Below are 23,407 nucleotides of genomic sequence, written 5' to 3' on the forward strand. Positions count from 1 at the left end.
GGGGAAAGCCGGCGCCCAGCGGTGGTTGCTGGGCTCTGCAGTCGATTTCGGCCGACCTGTCTGACGGTGTGTCGGCTCGTACCGTCAGTCGGCTCTGTCGGCTCTGTCGGCTGGTCGGTCAGTTGATCGCTTGAGCAGCCGTATCCGGTCGGCTCTGTCGGCTGCGGCTCGGCTCACGACCGAGGGAATGCTTGATCCGTACGGTCACACGCGTCCGTCGTGTGGATTGTCGAACAACTCGCGAGCGACGGTAACACCGGCGCATGCCTCCCACAAGAAGTCTGCACGGAAAACGGCATCGACGGCTGATGGTGGCCTTCTTGAGCTCGTAGATTGTTGGACAAACGGTGAGGTGGATGCAGGTTGCGGCACCGCTGCGTATGCCGTCGGAGTCCCCTCGCGCACGGCGTTGATCGCACCGCAGGTTCAGTCGTGACGGTGCATGAGCCGGAGCGGAGAAACGGTCAAGGACCTGCGGAACTGCTGGCAGGGAGAGGCGAGTTGGCGCGAAGTTCCGTCTGATCCTTTGCATGGCTGGCGTCAGGGGTGGTTCCCATGGGCGCGAAGACGGACCCGCGCGCTCCGTCGCGCTCTCTTCGAGCACAGCCCCCAGGCCGCGGCTGTGCGTGGTACCGCGGCGCCGATCAGCGGCTTCACGCCGAGGTTCCGGCCCAGCCGGCAGTACTTGTCGCGGCCGTAGCCGCGTCCTGTCGGACCGCGTCCGGCCGGCGTGGGGGTCGGCCGCGTTTGCCGCGCATCGGCGGCACGGCCTGGAGGAGCGGGATCAGCTGGGTGGCGTCGTTGCGGTTGCCTCGGGGCAGGGTGGCAGCGGAGGCGTCGGCCGCCGCGCGGGGGAGTCCAGGTAATTCGGGATACGGAGATCGGGGAGATGCAGGCGCCAGGAGACGCCAACAGGTGACGGCCGAGCCAAGGACGAGTGGTGGGGCCCTTGGAAGAAGGCCTTGGCGGCATCCTGTGGCGGCAACGGCAGCGTTGCCCCGCCGCTGCGAACCGTATGTTCGTCGATTGCAGACATACTGCTCGGTGTTCGGCATCTTCTCCAGAAGCGCAGGTGATCATGTGAACCCCGAGTCCTCCGGCAGTGCGGCCGACTCCGGCAAGAGCCCATCCACGCGGCACAGCCAGGCTTACGAGGGTCTGCGCGCGCTGTTGATGTCGGGCCATTACACGCCTGGAACTCGGCTTACCGAAGCCGACCTGACCCAGAGGTTCGGCGTCTCGCGGAGCACTATGCGATCCGTCCTGGTGCAGTTGACCCAGGAAGGCTATGTCACGAGCGAAGTCAATCGGGGCGTCCGCACGAGAGACTTCTCGGTCGAGGAGGCGATGGACATTTTGGAGGCGCGCGAGACGTTGGAGTCCGCTCTGGCGGGCAAGGCCGCCGAACGTGCCACTGAGGAGGAGATCGGCGAACTACGCAGCACACTACAGTCTATGACGGAGTGTCAGGAGCGGGGTGACCAGGACGGGTACTCCCAGGGCAATCGGACTTTTCACCAGCAGGTCAAGCATGCCGCTCACCAGCAGACGCTGGCCCGCGCCTACGACACTCTGCTCTACCCTCTCGTGATGAGGCAGTACCGCGACCTCTCCGCGCCGCATCCGAGGGCAGGGTCGCTCGAGGAACACCAGGCCATCTTTCTTGCCATCCTCACCCGCAATCCCGACGCAGCTGCCGCCGCGATGCGCCACCACGTCGGCTCCGCTCGCAGGGCCCTGCTGTTGCGATCGGCCCAGGACGACGGGACGCATCCCGCTGTGAAGTGAACGTTCAGGCCGGGAGCCCGCCGCCTGTCTAGCCCGTCCCGGTGTTCTGCAGACCGCCGTGCCCTGGTGTTGTTGGACAAAAAATATCGTTGGTGGATGGCACTTCTCGGGCAAATCGGCTCTGTACCGCAGAATCCTTGCCGCGATGCCACAGTGCTGTTACCTTCCAGCGCATGGTTTGTCCGACAATCTATGTGTGGATGGGTCATACGTGGACGCTTCCTTCGTGCGCTTCGAAAACACCGGCCAACGCGACCTGGACCGTTCGTCACTTCCCTCCTCGCAGGCGGCCATGGAGGTGAAGGTGTCGATCAATCAGGGCGATCCCCGTGTTGAGCCCCTGTGCCGGCATCTTGCCGGCGGTCGGAGGTGTCTTGTTCCGCGCAGGAAACGCGGGGTTGGCCGCGTTGACCGGGCCCGCGGGGCGCGACAGCACCGCTCTGCCCTGGCTCGCGGACAGGCCGCTGGGAGGTCTCGGGGCAGGGCCCGTTTCCGTGACGGGCACGTCACCTCAATAGAGACCTGATTCGGCGAATGTCACTCGGCCCCCTTCTGCCGTCCTGGCGCTGTGCGAGCGCAACCCCTCCCGCAGCAGCGGAGCGCATCGCCTACGGGCTGAGGTCGTAGGGCGAGGCGCCCAGCCGCGTATGCATTCCCTTGTGTGTTGGTCGGGGGTGGGCCCACCTCGCGCCCCTCATTTCCCTATCGGATTGATGCACCGCATACCCGGCAACCGCCGGAGATTTTCGACACCTGCAGGGCATGGCGACAGGAGAAGACCATGAGACTCCATCCCAGACCAATGCCGGCAGTCATTGGCTGCCTGCCATCCGCGGCCTCCGGCAGGCGAGCGATGGCCATCGCGGGAGCCACGGTGCTGAGTTCCGCTCTGCTGACGGCGTGCGGGAACTCAGCCGCAACCGGCACAGATGTAACCACGACGGTCACAGTCGGCGTTGCGGGCAACATCTTCGATGTTCCCCTCCGGTTGGCGGACGATCAGGGTTACTTCGCCAAGCATGGACTGAAGGTCAGGTTCGAGACCGTAACGGCTGCTACGGGCACACCGGCACTGGAGTCAGGCTCCCTCCAATTTCTCAACTCCAGCCCCACGAGCTTCCTCAGCGCCATAGCGAAGGGCCGTCCTGAGACCGCAATCGGAGTTGACGGGCTCGGCAACCCGCTTGGCCTTGTCGTGAGCAAGCAGTTCGCGAAGCTGCACGGCCTGAAGTCGAAGTCTTCGGCAGTGCAGGTGGCCCAGGCTCTGGCAGGTTCAACGGGCGGTTTCAGCTCGGCCAACACAAAGGCCGAGTCTGAGATTCTCCTCAAGAGCAAGAAGGTCGACCCTGGCAAGGTCAAGTGGATTTCTCTGCCTAGCCCCAGCGCGGACGAGGCCGCGCTCAAAGATGGTCGGATCGACTGGTTCGTCACCTCGGAACCGCTGCCGTTGCAGATCCAGCACTCCGGGGACGGCATTGTGGTGGCCAATTCCCAGACGGTCTACCAGTGGGCCGGCGACTACGCCGGTTACGGACAGGTGGTGGTGGCCCGAAAGAGCTACGCCAGCCAGCACACTGCCGTGGTCAAGCAATTCATCGCAGCGGTCCGAGAGGGCAGCGCATACCTGAACAAGCATGGAAACGACCCGTCCGTCATACCGGTGGCGAAGGAGGCGTTCCCCGGCGTCCCTGACCCCGTCCTGCACGCCTCCATCATGGAGGTCGAGTGGCCACTCTTCATGGACATGGATTCGGAGACCTGGAGGCAGACCTTCGACTTTGTCAGCGAACTGGGAGCCCTGCCTCAAGGAGCCGACGTCACCGCGGACGACTGGAGCAACGACTACCTCCGGTGACACGACCCGAAGTCACCCGGCCAACAGAGAAGAGATGATGATGCTCTCCGCAACGCCACGCGGCGGCAGGCGGAACGAGGTCCGGTGATGCCCCATGCCAAATACTTGAGCACTATAGGACCGGGTGTCACGCGACTCACCCTCCCCGGAGACCAGTCCATGCCCTTCATGCCGAGATACGAGGCACCGCCCGAGGCACCGCCCAATCCGCACTCATCCTGACCAGGCTCGGTGAGGGCGATGACCGGGCCGGCACCCGTCTCCGCACGTCCGCGCGTGAGGAACTGCCGGACGCGCACGTCCCGTTCCTGGACCCTCCGGCGGCGGTGCCGCGTACCAGCAACGTCGGCAGCACGTACCGGCGTTGACCGTCAACGGACTCCTTGACCGCGCCGGGATGAGGTGAATCGCAGCCGCTCACCGACAACACCTCGCCGACCCGACGACGCGCATCGGCCCGGTCCGCGCGCACCCGCTCCAGCACCTTCGCGACACCGCGTCGGCCGCGAGCCGGACGGCACCAGACCTGGCACACCCGACGCCGTGGACAGGGCCGACCGGCTCCCCGAGCACGAACACGCTCTCCCGCAGCCGCCGCAGCACCCGAACGTGCGGCAACCCGCCGCAGGTGAAGGGCTCGCGGGGCCACGGGTGTGAGCGCTCACGTCCTCGACGTAGCGCGTGCGCCAGGCGGTTTCCGCGGCGGGGCCGGGTGTGGGGTCGTCGTGGTCGAAGAGGATGCAGTACATCCGACGTCAACGGACCTGCCACGCGAGCGCCGCGCGAAGCCGACGGAACACCGGTTCCGAACCCCAGGCCCAGGGACACACCGGATCGGTGAACTCGACCACTTCGGCGCCGTCGGCGGCGGGTCGGTCGTGGCAGGCAACAGGGTGGCGATGGTCGTACTCCCCAGGGCAGCGGCGGCTTCGGCCTCGATACGGCGCCACACTTGGGGCAGTTCGGCTGCGCAGGGTGATCAACTCGCCGGCGGACCCGGTGGCGTCCACCGGCGCCTGGAGCTTAAGCAAGCTATAAAAGCGCCTTAAACGTTCATGGTGCACGCCGGTCGGCATCAAGTCTGCGCAGGTCAAAGGCAATTGGTGCGCATCTCGGACAGTTGGCCCGGCCGGGGGCCGTGGCTAGCATCGCAACCCCTCGGTGGGCGCGACCGCAGGTTCTGAGAGCGCTCTCATGCGAGTGCGTTCCGCTGGTGCACTCAAGGAGTGCGGTTCGGGAAGGCACCTGCCGCGCCTGCCGACGGGACAACCTGAAATGCCCCACAGATAAGGTGTGTTCGGCCTATGGCTGCTCATCGCTCACGCCGGTGGCCGCTCGGTGGACTGGTGTTCCTGCCCGGTGCCGCGCTCGTCACTGCCGTATTCCTCACCACCTCCGGCCCGGCACCTTGCGTGCAGATGCCGTCCAGGCCGCCGAGACCTGAGCGGAGGAGTTCGGCGGGCCGGCGGGCAGCGCGCCCCCCGATTACTCGAAATGGACTGCTGAAACGGGTGGTTCGGGCAACGGCATCCACGTGCCGCAGTGCTGCACGAACAGCGGCACTGATGCACCGGGCATCGGCAGCGACGTCGTGCAGCGCACGTGTCGCCGGCTCGGCCCGCCGCGTCGGCACAGTCGGTGGTGGCATTACCGCGGTCGGCCGCGCTGTGGTCAAGTGCGTGGAGTGACGGCTGGTTGCACCGGTCTGAGGGTCCCCCCGTGTTTCCCCGCCCTTCCCGTAAATGCCGGCGATTCCCACGTTGCCGCATGTCAGTCAGTGAAAATTCCCCACCTGTAAGGAGCACGTCACATGTCCCCGCGTCACCAGCGCAACCTCACCCGTCGCAAGGTCCTCACCGCCCTGGGCGGTGTCGCCGTGGCCGCGCCCGCCGTCGCCGTCATCGCACCGCACGCCCTGGCCGGTACAAAGTCCGCCGACTCCGAGGCCAATGCCGCGGGCACGCTGCCGCTGACCGTCGTCAACAACACGGGCTCCTTCGCCAACAACTCGATCCACCTCTACGTCGTCGGCAACCAGGACGGGAAGCAGGTCCGGGTCACCCCGGAGGGCACCCTCGCCCCCATATCCCTGTCCGACAACGGCGCCGACGGCTTCACCGACTACTCCATCCCGCTCGCCGGCAGCGGTGAGACCAAGCTGTCCCTGCCTCAGATGTCCGGCCGCGTCTACGTGGCACTGGGCGAGAAGCTGAAGTTCAAGGCGGTCGCGGACGGCAACGACAACGCGGCCCTGCAGTACCCGGCCGGCTGGGTCACCTCGGACCCCAACTATGACGTCCTGCACGACTGCGCGGAGTTCACCTTCAACGCGTCCGGCATGTTCTGCAACACCACCATGGTCGACATGTTCAGCGTGCCGATGAGTATCCGGCTGACCGGCGCCAAGGACCAGACGACCGGTGTGGTGCGCGAGGGTGGACGCGCCGCCGCGTTCGCCGCGGTCAAGAAGATCCCGGAGTTCGCCCCGCTCGTCGTCGACGACGTGCGCATCATCGCGCCCGGCCACGGCCTGGATTCGGGCATCTTCGCCAAGGACTACTTCAGCCCCTACATCGACGAGGTGTGGAGCACCTACACCGGCAAGGACCTCAAGGTCAGCACCAATGCCGGCACGTTCACCGGCCGGGTCCGCGGTGAGAAGTTCACCTTCGACGGCCCGGCCTCGGTCTCCTTCGCCAAGCCGTCGACGCGGGACGTCCTGTTCTGCGACGGCAACCTCGCCGCCCCGAACGACGGCACCACCGGCCCCGTCGCGGCCGTACTCGGCGCGGGCTTCAACCGCTCCACCCTGATCAGCCACCCCGCCCAACCGACCACCGAGCCCGGCGACTTCTACCAGACCGACCTCACCAACCACTACTCCAAGGCCATCCACGCGGCCATGGAGGACGGCAAGGCGTACGGCTTCGCCTTCGACGACGTCGCCGACTTCGCCTCGTACATCCAGGACACCGCACCCACCGGCATCACCCTGACCCTGTCGGCCTTCTGAGGCGGCGCTCATCTGGTCCGGCGACCCCGGTGCGCCCGGGGTCGCCGTGGGTTCGGGCACCGTCTGCGAGAGCGGACGCAACCGGTTGCGGTCGTCCACCGCACCGGCTTTCTGTCCGACACCGGTCGCCCCTTGCGGGCCGAATCAGCGCCCTCGCGCCGTATCCCAGTGATCAGCTCACCAAATTGACGCGTACTCAGCTCCGTGAACGGGGTTGTCCAGGACGGCTCGGACACCGTGATCGCACCAGCCACAGCGAGATCGTCTTGAAGATTGACGGCGTGGCACGATGACCACCATGTCAGGTCAGGTCTGGGTGTCACTCATATCCTTGGGGGGCGTTGTCCTCGGCGGCATGCTGTCCTACCTCGTCCAGCACAGGACTCAACTGTCAGCGGAACGTGCTGAACAGCGACGGCAGCAGAGCGCCCTGTCGGAGGCACGGCGCGCGGAACGTCTGGCGCTGCTGGAGCGGTTCATCGAGGTTGCGGCCGAGGCCGAACGTTCCGCGTTCAGTCGGCCTTCCGCGTTCGACGACACCCACCCCTGGCATCTGAGGACCCAGGACGTCATGAACAGACTGTGGGTCGCCGAGCGGCTCATCCGCATTCAGTTCCCCCTGTCCGTGTATGACGCGGCACGCGCGTACTTCCTCGACCTCAACAGGACGGTGTGGGAAGGCTTGCCGGACGGCGAGAGCGTACGGGACTACCTGGAGGGCAACCGCTTTGCGTTCCTCGACGCCGCCCGAGCAGCCATGGGATAGCCCATCGCCAAGTCCGAAAGACCTTTTCACGGGACGGGTCGCGATATTACTGAACGTGCATGCGAGTAGCGGGTTCCCGCACGGGTCACTCGTCGAGGGCCGGGCCGGGCCGGGGTGGTGCCGGTGAGACAGCCGTCGCATGGCTGGGGTTGGTTCTGCAGCATCTGCCTGCGCTCGCTCGGAAGGCCCGCAGGTGCCCCGACCGCATGGCGCTTCCCGTTGCCGGGGACGACCCGCAGACCATGGCCGTCGTCGTCGACCTGGCGGATCAACTTGGCTTCGACGGTATCGAACGGCCGGACGTCCGGCGCACTGCGGTCGCCGCGGCCCCGGGCGGCCGTGGCGACCAGAATCCACGGGCGGGCCGCGGCGAGCGGATCCCCTGGGCGGTTCCTCACGCCTGAGGGACGCCTGCGCTGGCTCGGGTGCGGGTCGTGCGCAGGTGCTGGGCGAGGAGGGCGAGGGCGCAGAGGGTGGAGACCGTCGCCGCGTAGGTGATGAACGTGTCGTGCAGACCGGCGTGCGTGGTGGAGATGCCGGCGATCACGGCGGGGATGCTGAAGGCGAGGTAGGAGATGACGAAGGCGACGGAGAACAGTTCGCTGCGTTCGGCGGGGCGGGCTATCCGGGCCAAGGTGCCGAAGCTGGCGAGGGCGGAGCCGCCGAAGCCGACGCCGGCGATCGCGGTTCCGAGCGCGGCCGTGGTGAGGGAGTGCTCCTGCACGCCGGTCAGGGCGACGGCGGTGCCGACGAGGAGCAAGCTGGCGCTGACGGCGAGGGTCCGTCCGAGGGGCCACCCGCGCAGGGCGAGGGCGGTGAGGAAGGCCGGACCGGTGAGCAGGGTGACCACGAGTCCGCCGACGACGTGACTGGAGAGGCCGAACAGACCGACGGCGACGGACGGGCCGAGCGAGAGGTAGAGGCCGCCGAGTGCCCAGCTCGCGATGAGGATCGGGACCAGGCTCAGCAGGTCGGCCCGCAGGTGGGGAGCGATCCGCAGGCGCGGCTGGAGCGAGCGGGCAGCCCCGGGTCGGCGCAGCGAGGTCTCGGGCAGGGCGGACAGCAGAGCGCCGGCCGCCACGAGGGCGATCAGGAGCAGTACGTAGACGAGGCGGGTGGGGTGGGGCCCGTACTCGACGAGGAGTCCGCATCCGAGCGCGCCCAGGCCGAGTCCGAAGGTGGGCGCGGTGCCGGTGACGAGGCCCGCGCGGTGCGGGGCGTGTGCGGGGTTGAGGTCGGACAGGGCTGCGCCGAGCGTGGTCATGGCGGCTCCGGTGGCGATGCCCTGGATGAAGCGTGCCGTCAGCAGCAGGCCGACGTTGCCCGCGGTGAGGAACAGGACCATCGAGGCCGCTTCGACGGCGATGGCGGAGAGCAGGACCGGCCGGCGGCCGAGGTGGTCGGAGAGGGCGCCGAGGACGAGCAGCGCCCCGATCATGCCGAGCACGTAGACGGCGAAGACGGTGGTGAGGGTGGTGGCGGAGAAGTGCCATTCCTGCTGGTAGACGACGTAGAGGGGAGAGGGTGCGCTGGAGGCGGCCAGGAACAGCACGAAGACGACCGCGAGGGAGGCGAAGGCGGCGGGAGGGCTCAGCCGTCGTCGCCTCTCCTGCGGTGGCTCTGCCTGGTCGGTGGCAGGCGGGGACGGCTGCAAGTGGGATTGAGACTGGGGCTGGGGCTGGGGCTGGGGCTGGGACTGGGACGGGGCGGGACCGGACACGGCGCGACTCCAAAAGCAGTGATCGATGCGTTTGTGACGCTACCACTAACGCAGCGATCAGTGCGATAATTTCCCCATGGCTGACTCGTCGACCCAAGTACGTCCCGGCGGCCGCTCCGCGAAGGTGCGGGCGGCCGTCCACCGCGCCGTCGCGGAACTCCTCGCCGAGGAGGAAGCGGAGACTCTGACCCTGCCCGCCGTCGCCGCGCGCGCCGGCGTGCACCCCACCACCCTGTACCGGCGCTGGGGGTCCACCGCGCAGCTGCTCAACGACGTCGCCACCAGCCGCTTCACCGGTGACCTGGTCGTGCCCGACTCCGGCTCCCTCGCCGGCGACCTCCAGCGCTGGCTCGCCGATGTGGCCACCGACGTCGCCGACCCGGACACGCTCGCGCTCATGCGGGCGGCCATCGGCTCCGGACCGGCCGGCGGCTGCGCCTGCACCGAGGACCGCCACCGCCAGCTCGGCGCGATCATCCGGCGCGAACAGGACCGTGGGGGAACGGCACTTGACGTGGAGGCTGCGGCGGACTTCCTCCTCGGCCCGCTGTACTACCGGGCCATCTTCACCCCCGAGCCCGCCTCTGCCGACTGGGCCCGCACACTGGTGTCCACCTATCTGACGACGCTCCGAACGCCCTGAGCCGCACACGGATCGCGAGGGCGCGGCGTCGGCCTGCGCGCTGGACCTTCCACATTCCGCTTCCACAGAGCTCATACATCGCAAGGGCGGGCGTGATCACATGCTCACCCGCCGGGGCCTTTCCCTGGCGGTGCCGTCGAGGCGCGTACCACCAGTTCGGTGGCGAGTTCGATGTGGTGGGATTCGACCTTGTCGTGATGGGCCAGCCGGAGGGCGGTACGCAGGGCTGCGGCGCCCATCTCCCGCAGTGGCTGGCGCACGGTGCTCAACGGCGGTGAGGCCATCTGTGCGAGGTCGGTGTCGTCGAAGCCGACCACGCTCAGATCCTCGGGGATACGCATGCCCCGGCTGCGGGCGGTCTCGATGACACCGAGGGCGATCTCGTCGTTGCCCGTGAAGATCGCTGTCGGTGGCTCTTCCAGGTCCAGCAGTGCCGCGGCGCCGAGCAGGCCAGTTTTGTAAGTGAATTCTCCGGGCCGGACGTAGGTGTCGGGTACCGGCGCGCCTTCCGCCTCCATGGCGGCGCGATAGCCGTGCATGCGTGCCTGGTTGCACACGGCCATGGCCGGGCCGCCGAGGTAGGCGACACGGCGGTGGCCGAGGGAGAGCAGGTGCCGGGTCGCGGCCAGGCCGCCGGAGAAGTTGGTCGCCCCGACGCTGTGGACCCGGCCGTCGGGCAGGTGCAGCGGGTCCAGCACGACCAGCGGCAGGTTGGCCCGGGCCAGTTCCTTCAGGTGTGCGGCGGTGTACACGCTGGTGACGGCGATGACGGCGCGGCGCCCTGCTGAAACCAGATCCCGTGCCCAGTGCGGGGCGCGGGACGCCTTGCTGACCACCACCGAGGCTCCTTCCTCGGCGGCGGAGTCGATGATGCCTTCCAGTGTCTTGGCCACGTACGACTTGAGGCTGCCCTGGAACTGCACCTCGATGGTTGGGCGTTCCACGGCCTCGGAGGTGTGCAACACGGGCGCGAGGTAGTCGTGCTGGTGCAGCAGATCCTGCACCCGGGCGCGGGTCTGCGGCGCCACGTCACCGCGGCCGTTGACCACTTTGGACACGGTCGCGACGGAGACCCCGGCCGCTTGGGCGATGTCCGCCAACGTGGTGCGCCTGGCGTTCGGTGGCATCGGTTCCTCTCCGCTGTACGTCCACCGGCGTGCTGAGCCGCCGGTCGTGACCGGCAACTCGGTTGGAACCGGTCAACCGTACGGCAATCGGGCAGGGAGCGCGGAGGGCACATCGCCGATCGCTGCCACGGCATCGTCCCTCTCGAATGTTTCGAAATGTTTCGACACGTGCGCAGGCCTTTTCGAGAGCCTGAACAGCCTGGTATTACGCGGGTTCCAGGGTGTCCAGCAGTGATGCGAGCGCATGCCTTGACACGGTGTCGGCCCGAAATTAGCGTGCACGAATCGTTCGTTCAAACGAATATTTCGAAACGCCTTCACCATGACTCACGGACTCACGGACTCACGGACTCACGGACTCACGCACTCACGGACTCACGCACTCACGAGAAGCCGTTGGCTCTCGAGTGGGGAGAACAGACATGGACATCCCTCTCTCTCGGCATACCCTGTCCCGGCGCACCCTCCTCGGCATGGCCGCCGCTGTGCCGGTCTCCGCGGCGCTGACGGCCTGCGGCTCGTCCGGTCCCGGCACGAGCGATGCCGCTGCCTCGTACTGGTACCTGAACGGCCAGCCGCAGGAAGGCGTCAGGGCCGGCGCGGTGAAGGCGTTCAACAAGGCCCACCCCAAGACGCAGATCAACGACACCAGCTTCCAGAACGACGCGTACAAGACGAAGATCAAGACCGCCATCGGCGCCGGGCAGGCGCCCACCATCATCTGGGGCTGGGGCGGCGGGACGCTGCGCACTTACGTGGAGGCGGGCCAGGTCGAAGACCTCACGTCGTGGTTCGAGACGCACTCCGAGGTCAAGAAGGGGCTGTTCCCGTCCGCGTTCGGTGCGGCGACCGTCGACGGCAAGATCTACGCGATGCCGTGCGAGACCGTGCAGCCGATCATCCTCTACTACAACAAGAAGGTCTTCGACCAGGTCGGCGTGGAGCCGCCGCAGTCCTGGGACGACATCATGGCGCTGGTGCCCAAGTTCAATGCGAAGGGCATCGCACCGTTCTCCCTGGGCGGCCAGTCCCAGTGGACGAACATGATGTGGCTCGAGTTCCTGTTCGACCGCATCGGCGGTCCCGAGGTCTTCCAGGCCGTCATCGAGGGCGAGAAGAACGCCTGGTCGAACCCGGCCGCCATCAGCGCGCTCACCAAGGTGCAGGAGCTGGTCAAGGCCCACGGGTTCATCAAGGGCTTCTCCTCCATCACCGCGGACTCCAACGCCGACCAGGCGCTGCTGTACACCGGCAAGGCCGCGATGATGCTGCACGGTGCCTGGTCGTACGGCATCCAGCAGGCCGACGGCGGGGACTTCGTCTCCAGCGGCGGGCTCGGCTACATGAACTTCCCGCCCGTCGAAGGCGGCAAGGGCGATCCGGGCAACACCGTCGGCAACCCCGCCCAGTACCTGTCCATCTCCTCGAAGGCCAGCGCCGAGGAGAAGAAGGTCGCCAAGGAGTTCTTCGCCAATGGTGTCCTGCAGGACGCCGAGGTGAAGCAGTGGATCGACAACGGGTCGGTGCCGATCCGGCTGGGCACGGAGAAGCTGCTGGCCGCCTCCAAGAGCGCCGAGTTCCTGGAACTCACCTACAACATCGCCAGCAAGGCCAAGACGTTCGCCCAGTCCTGGGACCAGGCCCTCAGCCCGACGGCCGCCGAGACGCTGCTGGACAACATCTCCAAGTTGTTCCAACTGTCCATCTCACCGAAGCAGTTCGCCGGCAACCTCAACGCGGTCATCGGCAAATGAGCGCACTCATCAGCCGTCCGCCGCGTCGCGTGCCACGCAGCATCCTGCCGTGGCTGGCGATGCCGGCGCTGGTGGTCTTCGTCTGCTTCGCCGTGGTTCCGCTCGTCGGCGTCTTCGTGCTCAGCTTCACCACCTGGGACGGGATCGGTGCCATCCACGCGTCCGGGCTGACCAGTTGGCGTACGGTCCTCACCAACCCCGGGCTGCTGCACGCACTCTGGGTGACGTTCCTCGTGATGATCGTGTCGTGGGGCGTGCAGACTCCCCTGAGCATTCTGCTCGGCACGTTCATGGCCGGGCGCCAGCGCTACCGCGGGGTGCTGGGCGTGGTCTACTTCATCCCGCTGCTGCTCAGCTCCGCGGCGATCGCGGTCGCGTACAAGGCTCTGCTGGATCCCAATTTCGGCCTGGGCGCCGGGCTGAAGATCAAGGCGCTCAGCCAGGACTGGCTGGGGCGGCCCGGGCTCGCGTTCGGTGTCGTCGTGTTCGTCGTCTCCTGGCAGTTCATCCCGTTCCACTCACTGATCTACCAGGCCGGCGTCCAGCAGATCCCGAAGTCCCTCTACGAGGCGGCACAGTTGGACGGCGCCGGGCGGATCCGGCAGTTCCTCAGCATCACGCTGCCCCAGCTGAAGTACACCATCATCACCTCGTCCACGCTGATGGTGGTCGGATCACTGACCTTCTTCGACCTCATCTGGGTCCTGACCGAGGGCGGCCCCGGGGACGCCACCCGCGTCCTCGCGCTGGACATGTACAAACGGGGATGGCGGGCCAGCCAGATGGGACCGGCCAGCGCCATCGCGGTCATCCTGGTCCTGGTGGGCCTCGCCCTCGCCCTGCTGCTGCGCCGGCTCGGAGGCCGGGACGCCGGTGACAGCCAACTCGAGGGGGCCTGACATGACCACCCTGCTCACCAGGGCGCAACAAGCGGACAAGTCCGCCCGCCCCGAGCGGCAACGCCCCTTCCGTGCGGCGGCCGGCCGGCGCAACTGGGTTGCCGGCCTGGCCGGTTGGATCTGGCTCGTCGTCGTCGCCGTACCGCTGTACTGGATCCTCATCACCAGCCTCAAGGCCCAGAGCCGCTACTACTCCAGTAACCCGCTGGTGCCCACGAGTGATCCCACGCTGGACAACTACCGGCTGGTCATCGAGTCCGACTTCATCCGCTACTTCCTGAACAGCGTCGTGGTCACCGTCGGCGCCGTCGTGCCGGCGGTGGCGTTCTCCTTCATGGCCGCCTACGCGATCGTGCGCGGCTGGCGCATGCGGGGCCTGCGCGTGATGAACGGGCTGTTCCTCATGGGCCTGGCCATCCCGTTGCAGGCGACGGTGATCCCGGTGTACCTGATCATCATCAAGCTGAAGATGTACGACAGCCTGCTGGCGCTGATCCTCCCGTCGATCGCCTTCGCCATCCCGCTGTCCGTGCTGGTGCTCGCCAACTTCGTCCGCGACATACCCAAGGAACTGTTCGACTCGATGCGGGTCGATGGTGCCACCGAGTGGACGACGCTGTGGCGGCTGGCGGCACCGCTCACCCGGCCGGCCCTTCTCACCGTGACCATCTTCAACGGCCTGACCATCTGGAACGGATTCCTGCTGCCGCTGATCCTCACCCAGAGCCCCGGCCGCCGGACCCTGCCCCTCGCACTGTGGACCTTCCAGGGCCAGTACGGCGTCAACGTCCCTGCCGTTCTCGCCGCCGTCGTCCTCACCACACTGCCCGTCCTGGTCCTGTACGCCTTCGGGCGCCGTCAGATGCTCAGCGGCCTGACGGCCGGCTTCAGCCGGTGACAGGCACCGCTCGTCCTGCTCGACTACCTGTTAGCCCAGCGCGCCCTGCTCCAGGGCCTGACGGGCGTGGGAGGAACGTGAACGCCAACGTGGCCGTAGAGACCACCTCTGAAGTCCCCATCTGGAATGACACCGCCCTCCCCGTCACCACCAGGGTCGACGCCCTGATCGAGGCGATGACCCTTCGGGAGAAGGCCGCCCAGCTGTACGGCGTGTGGGTCGGCGCCTCCGACCAGGGTGGTGAAGTGGCCCCCCATCAGCACGACATGGAGGAGGCCGTCGACCTCGAGGCACTGCTGCCCACCGGACTCGGTCAGTTGACCCGTCCCTTCGGCACCGCGCCCGTCGACCCCGCTCTCGGCGCCCTCTCCCTGGCCCGCACCCAGGCGCGCATCGCCTCAGCGAACCGTTTCGGGATACCCGCTCTCGCGCACGAGGAGTGCCTGGCCGGGTTCGCCGCCTGGGGTGCCACCGCCTATCCCGTCCCGTTGTCCTGGGGCGCCACGTTCGACCCGGACATCGTGCGCCGCATGGCCGCCGCCATCGGCCGCGACATGCGGTCCGTCGGCGTCCACCAGGGCCTCGCGCCCGTTCTGGACGTCGTACGCGATGCCCGCTGGGGCCGGGTGGAGGAGACCATCGGCGAGGACCCGTATCTCGTCGGCAGCATCGGCACGGCGTACGTGCAGGGCCTTGAGTCCGCGGGCATCGTCGCCACCCTCAAGCACTTCGTCGGCTACTCGGCCTCGCGCGCCGGCCGTAACCTCGCCCCCTCCTCCGTGGGCCCGCGTGAGCGGGCAGACGTGCTGCTGCCTCCCTTCGAGATGGCGATCCGCGAGGGCGGCGCACGGTCGGTGATGAACGCCTACACCGACACCGACGGCATACCCTCCGCAGCCGACGCGGACCTGCTGACCGGACTGCTGCGCGACACCTGGGGCTTCGACGGCACCGTCGTCGCCGACTACTTCGCCATTGCCTTCCTCAAGACGCTGCACGGCATCGCGGCCGACTGGGCCGACGCCGCCGGTCACGCGCTCGAGGCCGGCATCGACGTCGAACTGCCCAACGTCAAGACATACGGCGAACCCCTCGTACAGGCCGTCACCGAGGGCCGCATACCGCGGGAACTCATCGACCGCGCCCTGCGCCACGTCCTCACCCAGAAGGCGATGCTGGGCCTGCTAGACCCCGACTGGAACCCGGTGCCGACCGCCCTCGACGGCGCGGACACCGACGACCCGGCGGCACTGCGCGGCACGATCGACCTGGACCGGCCCGAAAACCGTCAACTGGCCCGTGACATCGCCGAGAAGGCGGTCGTCCTGCTCACCAACGACGGCACCCTGCCGCTCACCCGGCCGCGTCGCATTGCCCTGCTCGGCCCCAACGCGACCGAGCCCACGGCGGTACTGGGCTGCTACTCCTTCCCGCAGCACATCGGCATCCGCCACCCCGCAACTCCGGCCGGCATCGAACTGCCCACGCTGCGCGACACACTCGCCGCGGAATTCCCCGACGCCGAACTCACCGTCGCCCGCGGCACCGGAATCGACGACGGCGACCTCTCCGGCATCCCCGAGGCCGTCCGGGCGGCACGCGAGGCGGACGTCGCCGTACTGGTGCTCGGCGACCGCGCCGGGCTGTTCGGGCAGGGCACCAGCGGCGAGGGCTGCGACGCCGAGACGCTGGTCCTGCCCGGCGCGCAGCAGCAACTGCTCGATGCCGTGCTCGAGTTGGATACGTCTGTGGTGACGGTGCTGCTTGCGGGGCGGCCGTATGCTCTGGGTCGCGGCGTGGAGGAGTCTGCGGCGATTGTGCAGTGCTTCTTCCCCGGTGAGGAGGGCACGCATGCGATCGCCGGTGTTGTCAGTGGTCGGATCAATCCCTCCGGGCGTCTCCCGGTCAGTGTGCCGCGCGAGCCGGGCTCCCAGCCGGGCACGTACCTCGGTGCGCGGCTTGCTCATGTGAGTGGGGTATCGAGTGTCGACCCGACCCCGGCGTTCGCCTTCGGCCACGGCCTGTCGTACACGGAGTTCGACTGGAGCGATCTGACGGTGGACTCCCGAGAGGCCCCGACGGACGGGGAGTTCACGCTCGCCTGCACGGTGCGCAACACCGGCGGACGGTCCGGCACGGAGGTGGTTCAGCTGTATCTGCACGACCCGGTCGCCTCGGTCGTGCAGCCTGTGCAGCGTCTGGTCGGTTACACCCGCCTCGAGCTGGAGCCCGGTGAGGCCCGCCGCGTTGCCGTCACGGTCCCGGCCGACCTCGCCTCCTTCACCGGGCGCGATGGCCGGCGCGTCGTCGAGCCGGGCAAGCTGGAACTGCGGTTGGCCGCCTCCAGTGCGGATGTGCGCCTGACGGCGACGGTCCGGCTGACCGGTGCTGTGCGCCATGTGGATCACACGCGGCGTTTGCATGCCTCGTTCGGTCTGGAGCCGGTGGCCCGAGCCTGAGCGGGGTGTGCGCGGCGCCCGTCGTGGTGGCGGCGGGCGCTGCGCAACGCCCGCCGCTGGGCCGGCACGGGCTTACAGCATCCCGCGTTGGGCGAGGTTGTGCATGAGGGCGCGTACGCCGAACGTCCAGGGCGGGGCCTGCTCGCTGGGGACGACGGTGTTGACGAGGGCACCGAGGCGGGGGCTGGAGATCCGTACGATGTCGCCGTGCTGGTGGGTGAAGCCCGCGCCGGGTGCGTGGCGGTCCTCGGTGGGGGCGAACAGGGTTCCGGTGAACAGCACGAAGCCGTCGGGGTATTGATGGTGCGCGCCGTGCGTGGCGGCCACCAGGTCCAGTACGTCACGGCTGATCTCGCGCATGGAGCTTTGGCCGGTGAGGACGTAGCCGTCCGTGCCGTCGACGCGCAGGTCGATGTCGAGCGCGCGTACGGTGTCGAGGTCGAAGTGGTCGTCGAGGATGCGGACGAACGGGCCGATGGCGCAGGAGGCGTTGTTGTCCTTGGCGCGGGAGAGCAGCAGGGCGCTGCGTCCCTCGATGTCGCGGAGGTTGACGTCGTTGCCGAGGGTCGCGCCGCGTACCCGGCCGCGCGAGTCCACGACGAGGACGGCTTCGGGTTCGGGGTTGTTCCACACCGACGCGCCGAGCACTCCGATGTCTGCGCCGGTGCCGACCGCGGAGAGCACCGGGGCCTTGGTGAACACCTCCGGGTCCGGTCCGATGCCGACCTCCAGGTACTGCGACCACAGCCCCTCGGCGATCAGGAGTTGCTTTGCCTTGTCCGCCTCCGGTGATCCGGGTCGGATGCCGTCGAGGGTGCCGCCCACCGTCTGCTCGACGCGCTGCCGCACCCGGGCGGCCTGTGCCGGGTCGCCGCCGGTGCGTTCCTCGATGACGCGTTCCAGCAGGCTTTGGGCGAAGGTGACGCCCGCGGCCTTGATCACTTGCAGGTCGATGGGGGCCAGCAGGTGTGCAACGTCGCGGCGCCCGGGCGGGGCGTGGAGCAGTTCGTCCAGATGCCAGGTGGTTGGGCTGTCGGTTTCGCGGACGAGTGTGGCCGCGTCGTCGCGTTCCAGCAGGTCGCAGACGGTAGGTGCGAGGGCCGTCAGGTCGATGACCTGCTCGCCGCGGACCGCGGCCACGCACGGTCCGTCCGCCTTGGGATCGTGGACGCGTGCGACCAGGGCGGCTTGATGGGCGTCCTCGGGCAGGACGGAGGCGGCGGTGAGGACGGGGCGGGGACGCGCTGGGGCCGGTTCCACGATGGGGATGCTCTCCTGGGTTCGGGGGGTTGGGGCGCCGGGGGTGGACTCAGTGGGAGTCGCGGGGGACCTCGTGGCCGCGGCTTCCGCGCAGGAAGGCGAAGTCGGCACCCCGGTCGGCCTGTTCCACGTTCTGGGTGTAGAGCCAGGCGTAGCCGCTGGTGTGTCGCTCGGCTGTTGCTTTCCACGCCGTACGGCGCCGGGTGAGCTCGGCGTCGTCCACGTCCAGGTCCAGCGTGCGGTTGGGGACGTCGAGGACGACGACGTCACCGTCGCGCACCAGGGCGAGGGGTCCGCCGACGGCGGCCTCGGGCGCCACGTGCAAGACCACGGTCCCGTACCCGGTGCCGCTCATCCGGCCGTCGCAGACGCGCACCATGTCCGTGATGCCGGCCTTCAGGAGCTTGGCGGGCAGCGGGACGTTGGCGACCTCGGGCATGCCGGGATAGCCCTTCGGGCCGGCGTTACGGATGACGATGACGGTGTTCTCGTCGACGTCGAGGTCGGGGTCGTCGACGAGGGCGTGGTAGGCCTCGGGGGAGTCGAAGACGCGTGCCGGACCGCGGTGGGTGAGCAGGTGGGGTGAGGCGGCGGACTGCTTGATGACCGCACCGTCGGGGCACAGGTTGCCGCGCAGGACGGCAATGCCGGTGCCGGCCGGCTGGAAGGGGGCGCCGAGGCGTGTGATGACGTCGGTGTTGTCGTTCTGGGCGCCGGCGAGGTTTTCGGCGACGCCGCGTCCGGTGACGGTGATCGGCTCGCCGTGCAGCAGTCCGCCGCCAAGCAGTTCGGCCATGACGGCGGGCAGCCCGCCCGCGTAACAGAAGTCCTCCATGAGGTAGGTGCCGCTGGGCATCAGGTTGACCAGGGTCGGCACCGCACGGACCAGCTCGTCGAAGTCCTCCAGGCCCAGGTCGACGCCGACGCGTCCGGCGAGGGCGGTGAGATGGATGATGGCGTTGGTGGAGCCGCCGATGGCCGCGTTGACCCTGATGGCGTTCTCGAACGCCTCCCGGGTCAGGATGTCCGAGGGTCGCAGCTCCTCCTCCACCATCGCGACGATGCGCTGCCCTGCCGACTGCGCGATCTCCATCCGCCGGGAGTCGACCGCGGGCCAGGCCGCCGAGCCCGGCAGTTGCATGCCGAGCGCCTCGGCCATGCAGGCCATCGTGGAGGCGGTGCCCATCGTCATGCAGTGGCCGTTGGAGCGGGCCATGCAGCCCTCGGCGAAGAAGCACTCCTCCTCGGACATCCGGCCGGTCTTCAGGTCCTCCTCGAACTTCCACACATGGGTGCCGGATCCCACGTCCTGGCCCCGGTACTTGCCGTTGAGCATCGGCCCGCCGGTGACCATGACGGCGGGCAGGTCGACGCTGGCGGCGCCCATGAGCATGGCGGGGGTGGTCTTGTCGCAGCCGGACAGCAGGACGACTCCGTCGAGCGGGTTGGCCCGGATCAGCTCCTCGACCTCCATGGCCATGAGATTGCGGTACAGCATGGCGGTGGGGCGCATCAGGGTCTCGCCGGTGGCCATGGTGGGGAACTGCAACGGGAAGCCGCCCGCCTGCCACACTCCGCGCTTGACGGCTTCGGCGACGCGGGTCAAGTGAGCGTTGCACGGGGCGAGTTCGGAGGCGCTGGTCGCGATGCCGATGACGGGGCGGCCGTCGAAGACCTCGTGCCCGAATCCCTGGCTGCGCATCCAGGAGCGGTACACCATCCCGCCGCGGCCACTCGCACCGAACCATGCCTGGCTGCGACGGCTCGTCTTGTTCCCGTCGTTCATGTGGCAACTCCCGTGGCTGTGGCGCCGGCTTCTTCGCGGTGGGGCGGTGTCGTGGGGGACCGTCAGGTCGTACCCTTGAAGCAATCATTAAATGATTCGATGAATGACGTCCAGGGGTGAGCACGGATCGTGGCGCGTTTTCCGACCCTGCATGAGCGGGTGGTCGACGAACTCGGCCGGCGCATCGTGGCCGGAGTGTGGCAGCCGGGGCACGCGCTGCCCGTCGAGGACCTGCTCGCGGCCGAGATCGGCGTCAGCCGGGGCGCGCTGCGGGAGGCGGTCAAGGCGCTGGTGGCCAAGGGAATGCTGCGGGTACGCCCGCGCACCGGCACGCGCGTGCTGTCCCCGGAGCACTGGAACCACCTGGACCATGACGTACTGCGCTGGAAACAGGCCGGGGACGCCGCGGCCCTGCTGCAAGATACCGGTGAGCTACGCAGGATCGTCGAGCCCGAGGCGGCCCGGCTCGCCGCCGTCCGGGCCCGCCCCGACGACGTACGGGCCCTGTACGACGCCCTGGCCGCCATGGAGGCCGCAGCCGCCGACCCCGGCCGCAGGGGCTACATCGAGGCCGACCTCGCCTTCCACCGGGCCCTGCTCGACGCCGGCGGCAACCGTCTGCTCGGCTCCCTGGGCCGCGCCATCGGCATCGCACTGGAACACAGCTTCGTCGTCAGCACCCAGACCCCGGGCGCGGCGGAGGCCTCGCTGCCCGGCCATCGCGCCATCGTGGAAGCGGTGGCGGCCGGCGATCCCGCGACAGCGGCGGCCGCCGTCCTGGCCGTCGTCGAGGCCGCAGAGAAGGAGAACGCCCAGTCACCGGGACTGCCGCGTGACGCGGTATGACCTGCGGTAAACGCTGCCGCCGGCGGTGGCCCTGGTGGAGTGGAAGGGCGCGCTGCGCTGTCACGGCACCTCGGATCGCCGCCCGGGCGGATGCTGCGCGTGGGACCCTGTCCCGGCTCGGCATCAATGTGCGGGCCGGGGTGGGCTTTTCGGTCAACCGTCGCGGCCACCGCCTTCGCCTGGATCCCCGGCCGGGCGGCGTGCGCGACCGCATCCGCCGGCGAGCTTCCTGCAAACCCTCAGGGTGCGAAACGGTCCCGCACGAGCGGCCGGCCGTACGTTCATCAGCGGTGGCGCGTGGCCGGGCAGCCCCTTCACGGCCGTCACCGAACGGCTGGGCCGCGATGCGGGCTGGCGGGTGCACGAGATTCCCGTCGGCCACAACATCGCCCGGCAAGATCCGGGCGCTCTCGCAGCGGTCCTTGCACTCGTCCATGGACATCTCTCTGGACGCGGGCGCAGGTGTTCACCGAGCAATTGCCGCCGACGGAGCCACCATGGACGGCAGTGTCACCCGCCGCACGGCGGAGCGCATGGACGTGCCGCTCATCCGGTCGTCGATGGCCCAGCCCCTCAAACCAGCGGTCTCACCTACGGATCCTGGCTCAAGGTCTTCCAACGCCCAACGAGCGTGGATGAGTTGACGTACAAGGTGTGCGGCGGTCGCCATCGGGGCAGGGTTCGCGGACTCGTCGTTCAGTCGCGAACTTGGCTGTCAAGGCAGATGGTTGGCACCGAGGGCTCGGTAGATGGCGGTGGTGTATGCGGCGGCTCGCTGTGAACCGAGGATGTCGGCGCCCATGTTGTTCATGACGTAGCTGATCGTCATGCGGCGGTCAAGGTCGATGATTGCCATCGAGCCGCCCCAGCCGCCCCAATATGCGATGCGGCCGTCAGGGATCCAGGGCAGCGTGCGACGGTCGGACAGTGCGTATCCGATGCCCCATCGCAGATGCAGCCCGTTGACGAGGTCTGTGCCGTTGGACTGCTCGTTGAAGATGAGGTCGATCGTTCGGGGTTTGAGGAGCTGACCGTGGGCCGAGGCGCCTGCGCGGGCGATGGGGGCGAGGATCTCGGTGACCGCCAGGGCGTTCCCGTGTCCGTTGGCCGCTCCTAGGTCGGCTGCTCGCCAGGCCGCTGTGTTGGCCGCACTGGCGGTGGATGGGGGACCGGTGAAGGTTCTGTACGCGGCGGTGTCGTGGTCAAGTGCTTCTGGATCGAAGTCGAGCGTCGGCGCGATGACGTCGGCGACTCGTTCGACGTCGGCGTCGCGCAAGCCGATCTGGAAGTCGGCACCGAGGGGCTGGGCGATGTGCTGATGTACGAAGTCGCGCAGCGACAGGCCGGTCAGCCGGTGGACCAGCTCGCCGATCAGATGGCCGTAGTTGAGGACGTGGTAGCCGGAGGCGGTGCCGGGCTCCCACCATGGCTTCTGGGAGGCCATGCGAGCGGCTGCTGTGCGTACGTCGTACAGGTCCTCAAGCCGGGCGGGGTGGTCGAGGCCGGACACACCCGAGGTGTGTGACAGCAGGTGCCGTACTTCGACATGTTGCTTGCCGTTTGCTGCGAACTCGGGCCAGTAGCGGGCAACTGGCGCGTGAACTTCCAGGTCGCCGGCGTCGACGAGCAACAAGGCGGCCAGGCTTGTGACGGTCTTGGTGATCGACCACACGTTGGTGATCGTGTCGCGTCGCCAGGGCTGGGTGCGTGCGGCATCGCGGTGGCCGGCCCACAGGTCCACGACCTGGCGGCCGTCGAGGTCGACAACCAGCGACAGGCCCACTTCGGCGCCGCTGCGCAGCTGGGCCTCGACGGTGTCGCGGACGGGTTCGAACGCTGGGCTGACGGTTCCGTTCAGTTCGGTCATGCCGACAGGGTCAAACCTTGACGCCAGTGTCAAGGTCAAGCGGTAGTGTGGTGAGGTGCGTATTGGCGAGTTGGCCGCTCGAGCAGGTGCGTCTCCGCGGCAGGTGCGGTTCTACGAGGCGAAGGGTTTGATCACCTCGACCCGTAGCGCCAACAACTATCGCGACTACAGCGAAGCCACCCTGGGCCGTGTTCAGCAGATCCGCGAACTCCTGGGCGCCGGTCTCTCGACGCAGGCGATCCGCGCGATCCTGCCCTGCCTGGAATCTCCGCGCGATCCTATCGTCTTCGAAGGGGTCACATTCGAGACGGTGAGGGCGCTAGAACGCGAGCGCGACAGGCTGACCGAGCGCATCGACGTCCTGGCCCGCAATCGTGACGCGATCGCCGATTACCTCACCGAACTCCAGAGGCGAGCGAACTGATGACGGCACGCCTGCCAGATATCTTCGCGGATCCGATGAGTCACGCAGGCTGGCGCGTGAACGCCCGACATGACCTGCCAAGATGGTATGGCGACGTAAGAGCTTACCGGGCTGTTGTGGCTGCGGTCGATGATGAAGAGATCCGCTAGATAGGCGAATGCGAACTGGGGATTTCCTTTTCGCGGTTCTGGACCAGGGCTGGAGATATTGATACGGCCGTCTATCGGCGCCTGTCGCCGGCGATACAGTCCCTTATTGAGCAAAGCGTTTTCTGACGACCTCGTGCACGGTTGGCCGTGGCT

The 23,407-nt window shown here is 68.1% G+C and carries 16 protein-coding genes and 1 pseudogene; 12 read left to right on the plus strand and 5 right to left on the minus strand.

Annotated features, from left to right (window positions below; all coding sequences use genetic code 11):
• Nucleotides 1-1,044 precede the first annotated feature (1,044 nt).
• The 5 genes from JYK17_RS29470 to JYK17_RS29495 all read left to right on the plus strand — a co-directional run bounded on the left by JYK17_RS29470 (nt 1,045) and on the right by JYK17_RS29495 (nt 7,826).
• Nucleotides 1,045-1,788, plus strand: a complete 744-nt coding sequence (locus JYK17_RS29470) for a GntR family transcriptional regulator (protein ID WP_234548387.1) — start codon at nt 1,045-1,047, stop codon at nt 1,786-1,788.
• Nucleotides 1,789-2,641: 853 nt separating this feature from the next.
• A complete protein-coding gene (locus JYK17_RS29475) occupies nt 2,642-3,643 on the plus strand; it encodes an ABC transporter substrate-binding protein (RefSeq protein WP_234548388.1) in 1,002 nt (333 codons plus the stop codon).
• A gap of 1,810 nt (nt 3,644-5,453) precedes the next feature.
• Nucleotides 5,454-6,656, plus strand: a complete 1,203-nt coding sequence (locus JYK17_RS29480) for a glycoside hydrolase family 64 protein (protein WP_222811547.1) — start codon at nt 5,454-5,456, stop codon at nt 6,654-6,656.
• A 289-nt stretch (nt 6,657-6,945) separates the two neighbouring features.
• Nucleotides 6,946-7,422 (plus strand): hypothetical protein, encoded by a 477-nt coding sequence (locus tag JYK17_RS29490; protein WP_108015261.1) that lies wholly within the window; start codon nt 6,946-6,948, stop codon nt 7,420-7,422.
• 206 nt (nt 7,423-7,628) lie between these two features.
• The gene (locus JYK17_RS29495) at nt 7,629-7,826 is read left to right on the plus strand and encodes a hypothetical protein (RefSeq protein WP_108015262.1); all 198 of its coding nucleotides are present in this window, start codon (nt 7,629-7,631) and stop codon (nt 7,824-7,826) included.
• Here JYK17_RS29495 and JYK17_RS29500 read toward each other — a convergent pair.
• On the minus strand, nt 7,817-9,076 hold the full coding sequence (locus tag JYK17_RS29500) for an MFS transporter (protein WP_234548389.1): 1,260 nt from the start codon (nt 9,074-9,076) through the stop codon (nt 7,817-7,819). The two genes, JYK17_RS29495 and JYK17_RS29500, sit on opposite strands and share 10 nt — an antisense overlap.
• A 142-nt stretch (nt 9,077-9,218) precedes the next feature.
• Here JYK17_RS29500 and JYK17_RS29505 point away from each other — a divergent pair, with 142 nt between their 5' ends.
• Nucleotides 9,219-9,785 (plus strand): TetR-like C-terminal domain-containing protein, encoded by a 567-nt coding sequence (locus tag JYK17_RS29505; RefSeq protein ID WP_108015264.1) that lies wholly within the window; start codon nt 9,219-9,221, stop codon nt 9,783-9,785.
• Between the two features lie 104 nt (nt 9,786-9,889).
• On the opposite strand, the gene JYK17_RS29510 is transcribed toward JYK17_RS29505, so the two are convergent.
• A complete protein-coding gene (locus JYK17_RS29510) occupies nt 9,890-10,912 on the minus strand; it encodes a LacI family DNA-binding transcriptional regulator (protein ID WP_108015265.1) in 1,023 nt (340 codons plus the stop codon).
• Between the two features lie 422 nt (nt 10,913-11,334).
• On the opposite strand from JYK17_RS29510, the gene JYK17_RS29515 reads away from it, so the two are divergent.
• The 4 genes from JYK17_RS29515 (at nt 11,335) to JYK17_RS29530 (ending at nt 16,922) form a co-directional block, all read left to right on the plus strand.
• Entirely contained in the window at nt 11,335-12,666 is a 1,332-nt protein-coding gene (locus JYK17_RS29515; RefSeq protein ID WP_108015266.1) for an extracellular solute-binding protein, read from the plus strand.
• Nucleotides 12,663-13,565, plus strand: coding sequence for a carbohydrate ABC transporter permease (locus JYK17_RS29520; protein ID WP_108015267.1), 903 nt, complete (start codon nt 12,663-12,665; stop codon nt 13,563-13,565). The genes JYK17_RS29515 and JYK17_RS29520 overlap by 4 nt, the downstream gene beginning before the upstream one ends.
• Before the next feature lies 1 nt (nt 13,566).
• Nucleotides 13,567-14,463 (plus strand): carbohydrate ABC transporter permease, encoded by an 897-nt coding sequence (locus tag JYK17_RS29525; RefSeq protein WP_108015268.1) that lies wholly within the window; start codon nt 13,567-13,569, stop codon nt 14,461-14,463.
• Between the two features lie 77 nt (nt 14,464-14,540).
• Nucleotides 14,541-16,922 carry a beta-xylosidase/alpha-l-arabinosidase gene (locus tag JYK17_RS29530; RefSeq protein WP_222811549.1) on the plus strand — a complete coding sequence of 794 codons (2,382 nt, stop codon included), beginning with the start codon at nt 14,541-14,543 and terminating at the stop codon, nt 16,920-16,922.
• Nucleotides 16,923-16,994: 72 nt separating this feature from the next.
• Here JYK17_RS29530 and JYK17_RS29535 read toward each other — a convergent pair whose 3' ends face one another.
• The gene (locus JYK17_RS29535; RefSeq protein ID WP_222811551.1) at nt 16,995-18,182 is read right to left on the minus strand and encodes a fumarylacetoacetate hydrolase family protein; all 1,188 of its coding nucleotides are present in this window, start codon (nt 18,180-18,182) and stop codon (nt 16,995-16,997) included.
• A gap of 49 nt (nt 18,183-18,231) precedes the next feature.
• Entirely contained in the window at nt 18,232-19,968 is a 1,737-nt protein-coding gene (locus tag JYK17_RS29540) for an IlvD/Edd family dehydratase (RefSeq protein ID WP_222811552.1), read from the minus strand.
• Between the two features lie 103 nt (nt 19,969-20,071).
• Here JYK17_RS29540 and JYK17_RS29545 point away from each other — a divergent pair.
• Nucleotides 20,072-20,814: pseudogene (locus JYK17_RS29545) on the plus strand (FadR/GntR family transcriptional regulator).
• Nucleotides 20,815-21,529: 715 nt separating this feature from the next.
• On the opposite strand, the gene JYK17_RS29550 reads toward JYK17_RS29545, so the two are convergent.
• Entirely contained in the window at nt 21,530-22,681 is a 1,152-nt protein-coding gene (locus JYK17_RS29550) for a serine hydrolase domain-containing protein (RefSeq protein WP_108015273.1), read from the minus strand.
• A gap of 55 nt (nt 22,682-22,736) precedes the next feature.
• Between JYK17_RS29550 and JYK17_RS29555 the strand changes: the two genes are divergently transcribed.
• Nucleotides 22,737-23,105 carry a MerR family transcriptional regulator gene (locus tag JYK17_RS29555; RefSeq protein ID WP_108015274.1) on the plus strand — a complete coding sequence of 123 codons (369 nt, stop codon included), beginning with the start codon at nt 22,737-22,739 and terminating at the stop codon, nt 23,103-23,105.
• The last annotated feature ends 302 nt before the right edge of the window (nt 23,106-23,407 follow it).

Origin of the sequence: Streptomyces plumbidurans, from assembly GCF_019857225.1 — a bacterium.
Taxonomy (GTDB): Bacteria; Actinomycetota; Actinomycetes; order Streptomycetales; family Streptomycetaceae; genus Streptomyces; species Streptomyces plumbidurans.

Excerpts from the sequence above, each read along its gene's own strand:
- JYK17_RS29550 (WP_108015273.1), bottom strand. The coding sequence starts at position 22,681 with ATGACCGAACTGAACGGAACCGTCAGCCCAGCGTTCGAACCCGTCCGC.
- JYK17_RS29520 (WP_108015267.1), top strand. The coding sequence starts at position 12,663 with ATGAGCGCACTCATCAGCCGTCCGCCGCGTCGCGTGCCACGCAGCATC.
- JYK17_RS29505 (WP_108015264.1), top strand. The coding sequence starts at position 9,219 with ATGGCTGACTCGTCGACCCAAGTACGTCCCGGCGGCCGCTCCGCGAAG.
- JYK17_RS29525 (WP_108015268.1), top strand. The coding sequence starts at position 13,567 with ATGACCACCCTGCTCACCAGGGCGCAACAAGCGGACAAGTCCGCCCGC.
- JYK17_RS29480 (WP_222811547.1), top strand. The coding sequence starts at position 5,454 with ATGTCCCCGCGTCACCAGCGCAACCTCACCCGTCGCAAGGTCCTCACC.
- JYK17_RS29510 (WP_108015265.1), bottom strand. The coding sequence starts at position 10,912 with ATGCCACCGAACGCCAGGCGCACCACGTTGGCGGACATCGCCCAAGCG.
- JYK17_RS29475 (WP_234548388.1), top strand. The coding sequence starts at position 2,642 with ATGGCCATCGCGGGAGCCACGGTGCTGAGTTCCGCTCTGCTGACGGCG.
- JYK17_RS29495 (WP_108015262.1), top strand. The coding sequence starts at position 7,629 with ATGGCGCTTCCCGTTGCCGGGGACGACCCGCAGACCATGGCCGTCGTC.
- JYK17_RS29515 (WP_108015266.1), top strand. The coding sequence starts at position 11,335 with ATGGACATCCCTCTCTCTCGGCATACCCTGTCCCGGCGCACCCTCCTC.
- JYK17_RS29540 (WP_222811552.1), bottom strand. The coding sequence starts at position 19,968 with ATGAACGACGGGAACAAGACGAGCCGTCGCAGCCAGGCATGGTTCGGT.
- JYK17_RS29490 (WP_108015261.1), top strand. The coding sequence starts at position 6,946 with ATGACCACCATGTCAGGTCAGGTCTGGGTGTCACTCATATCCTTGGGG.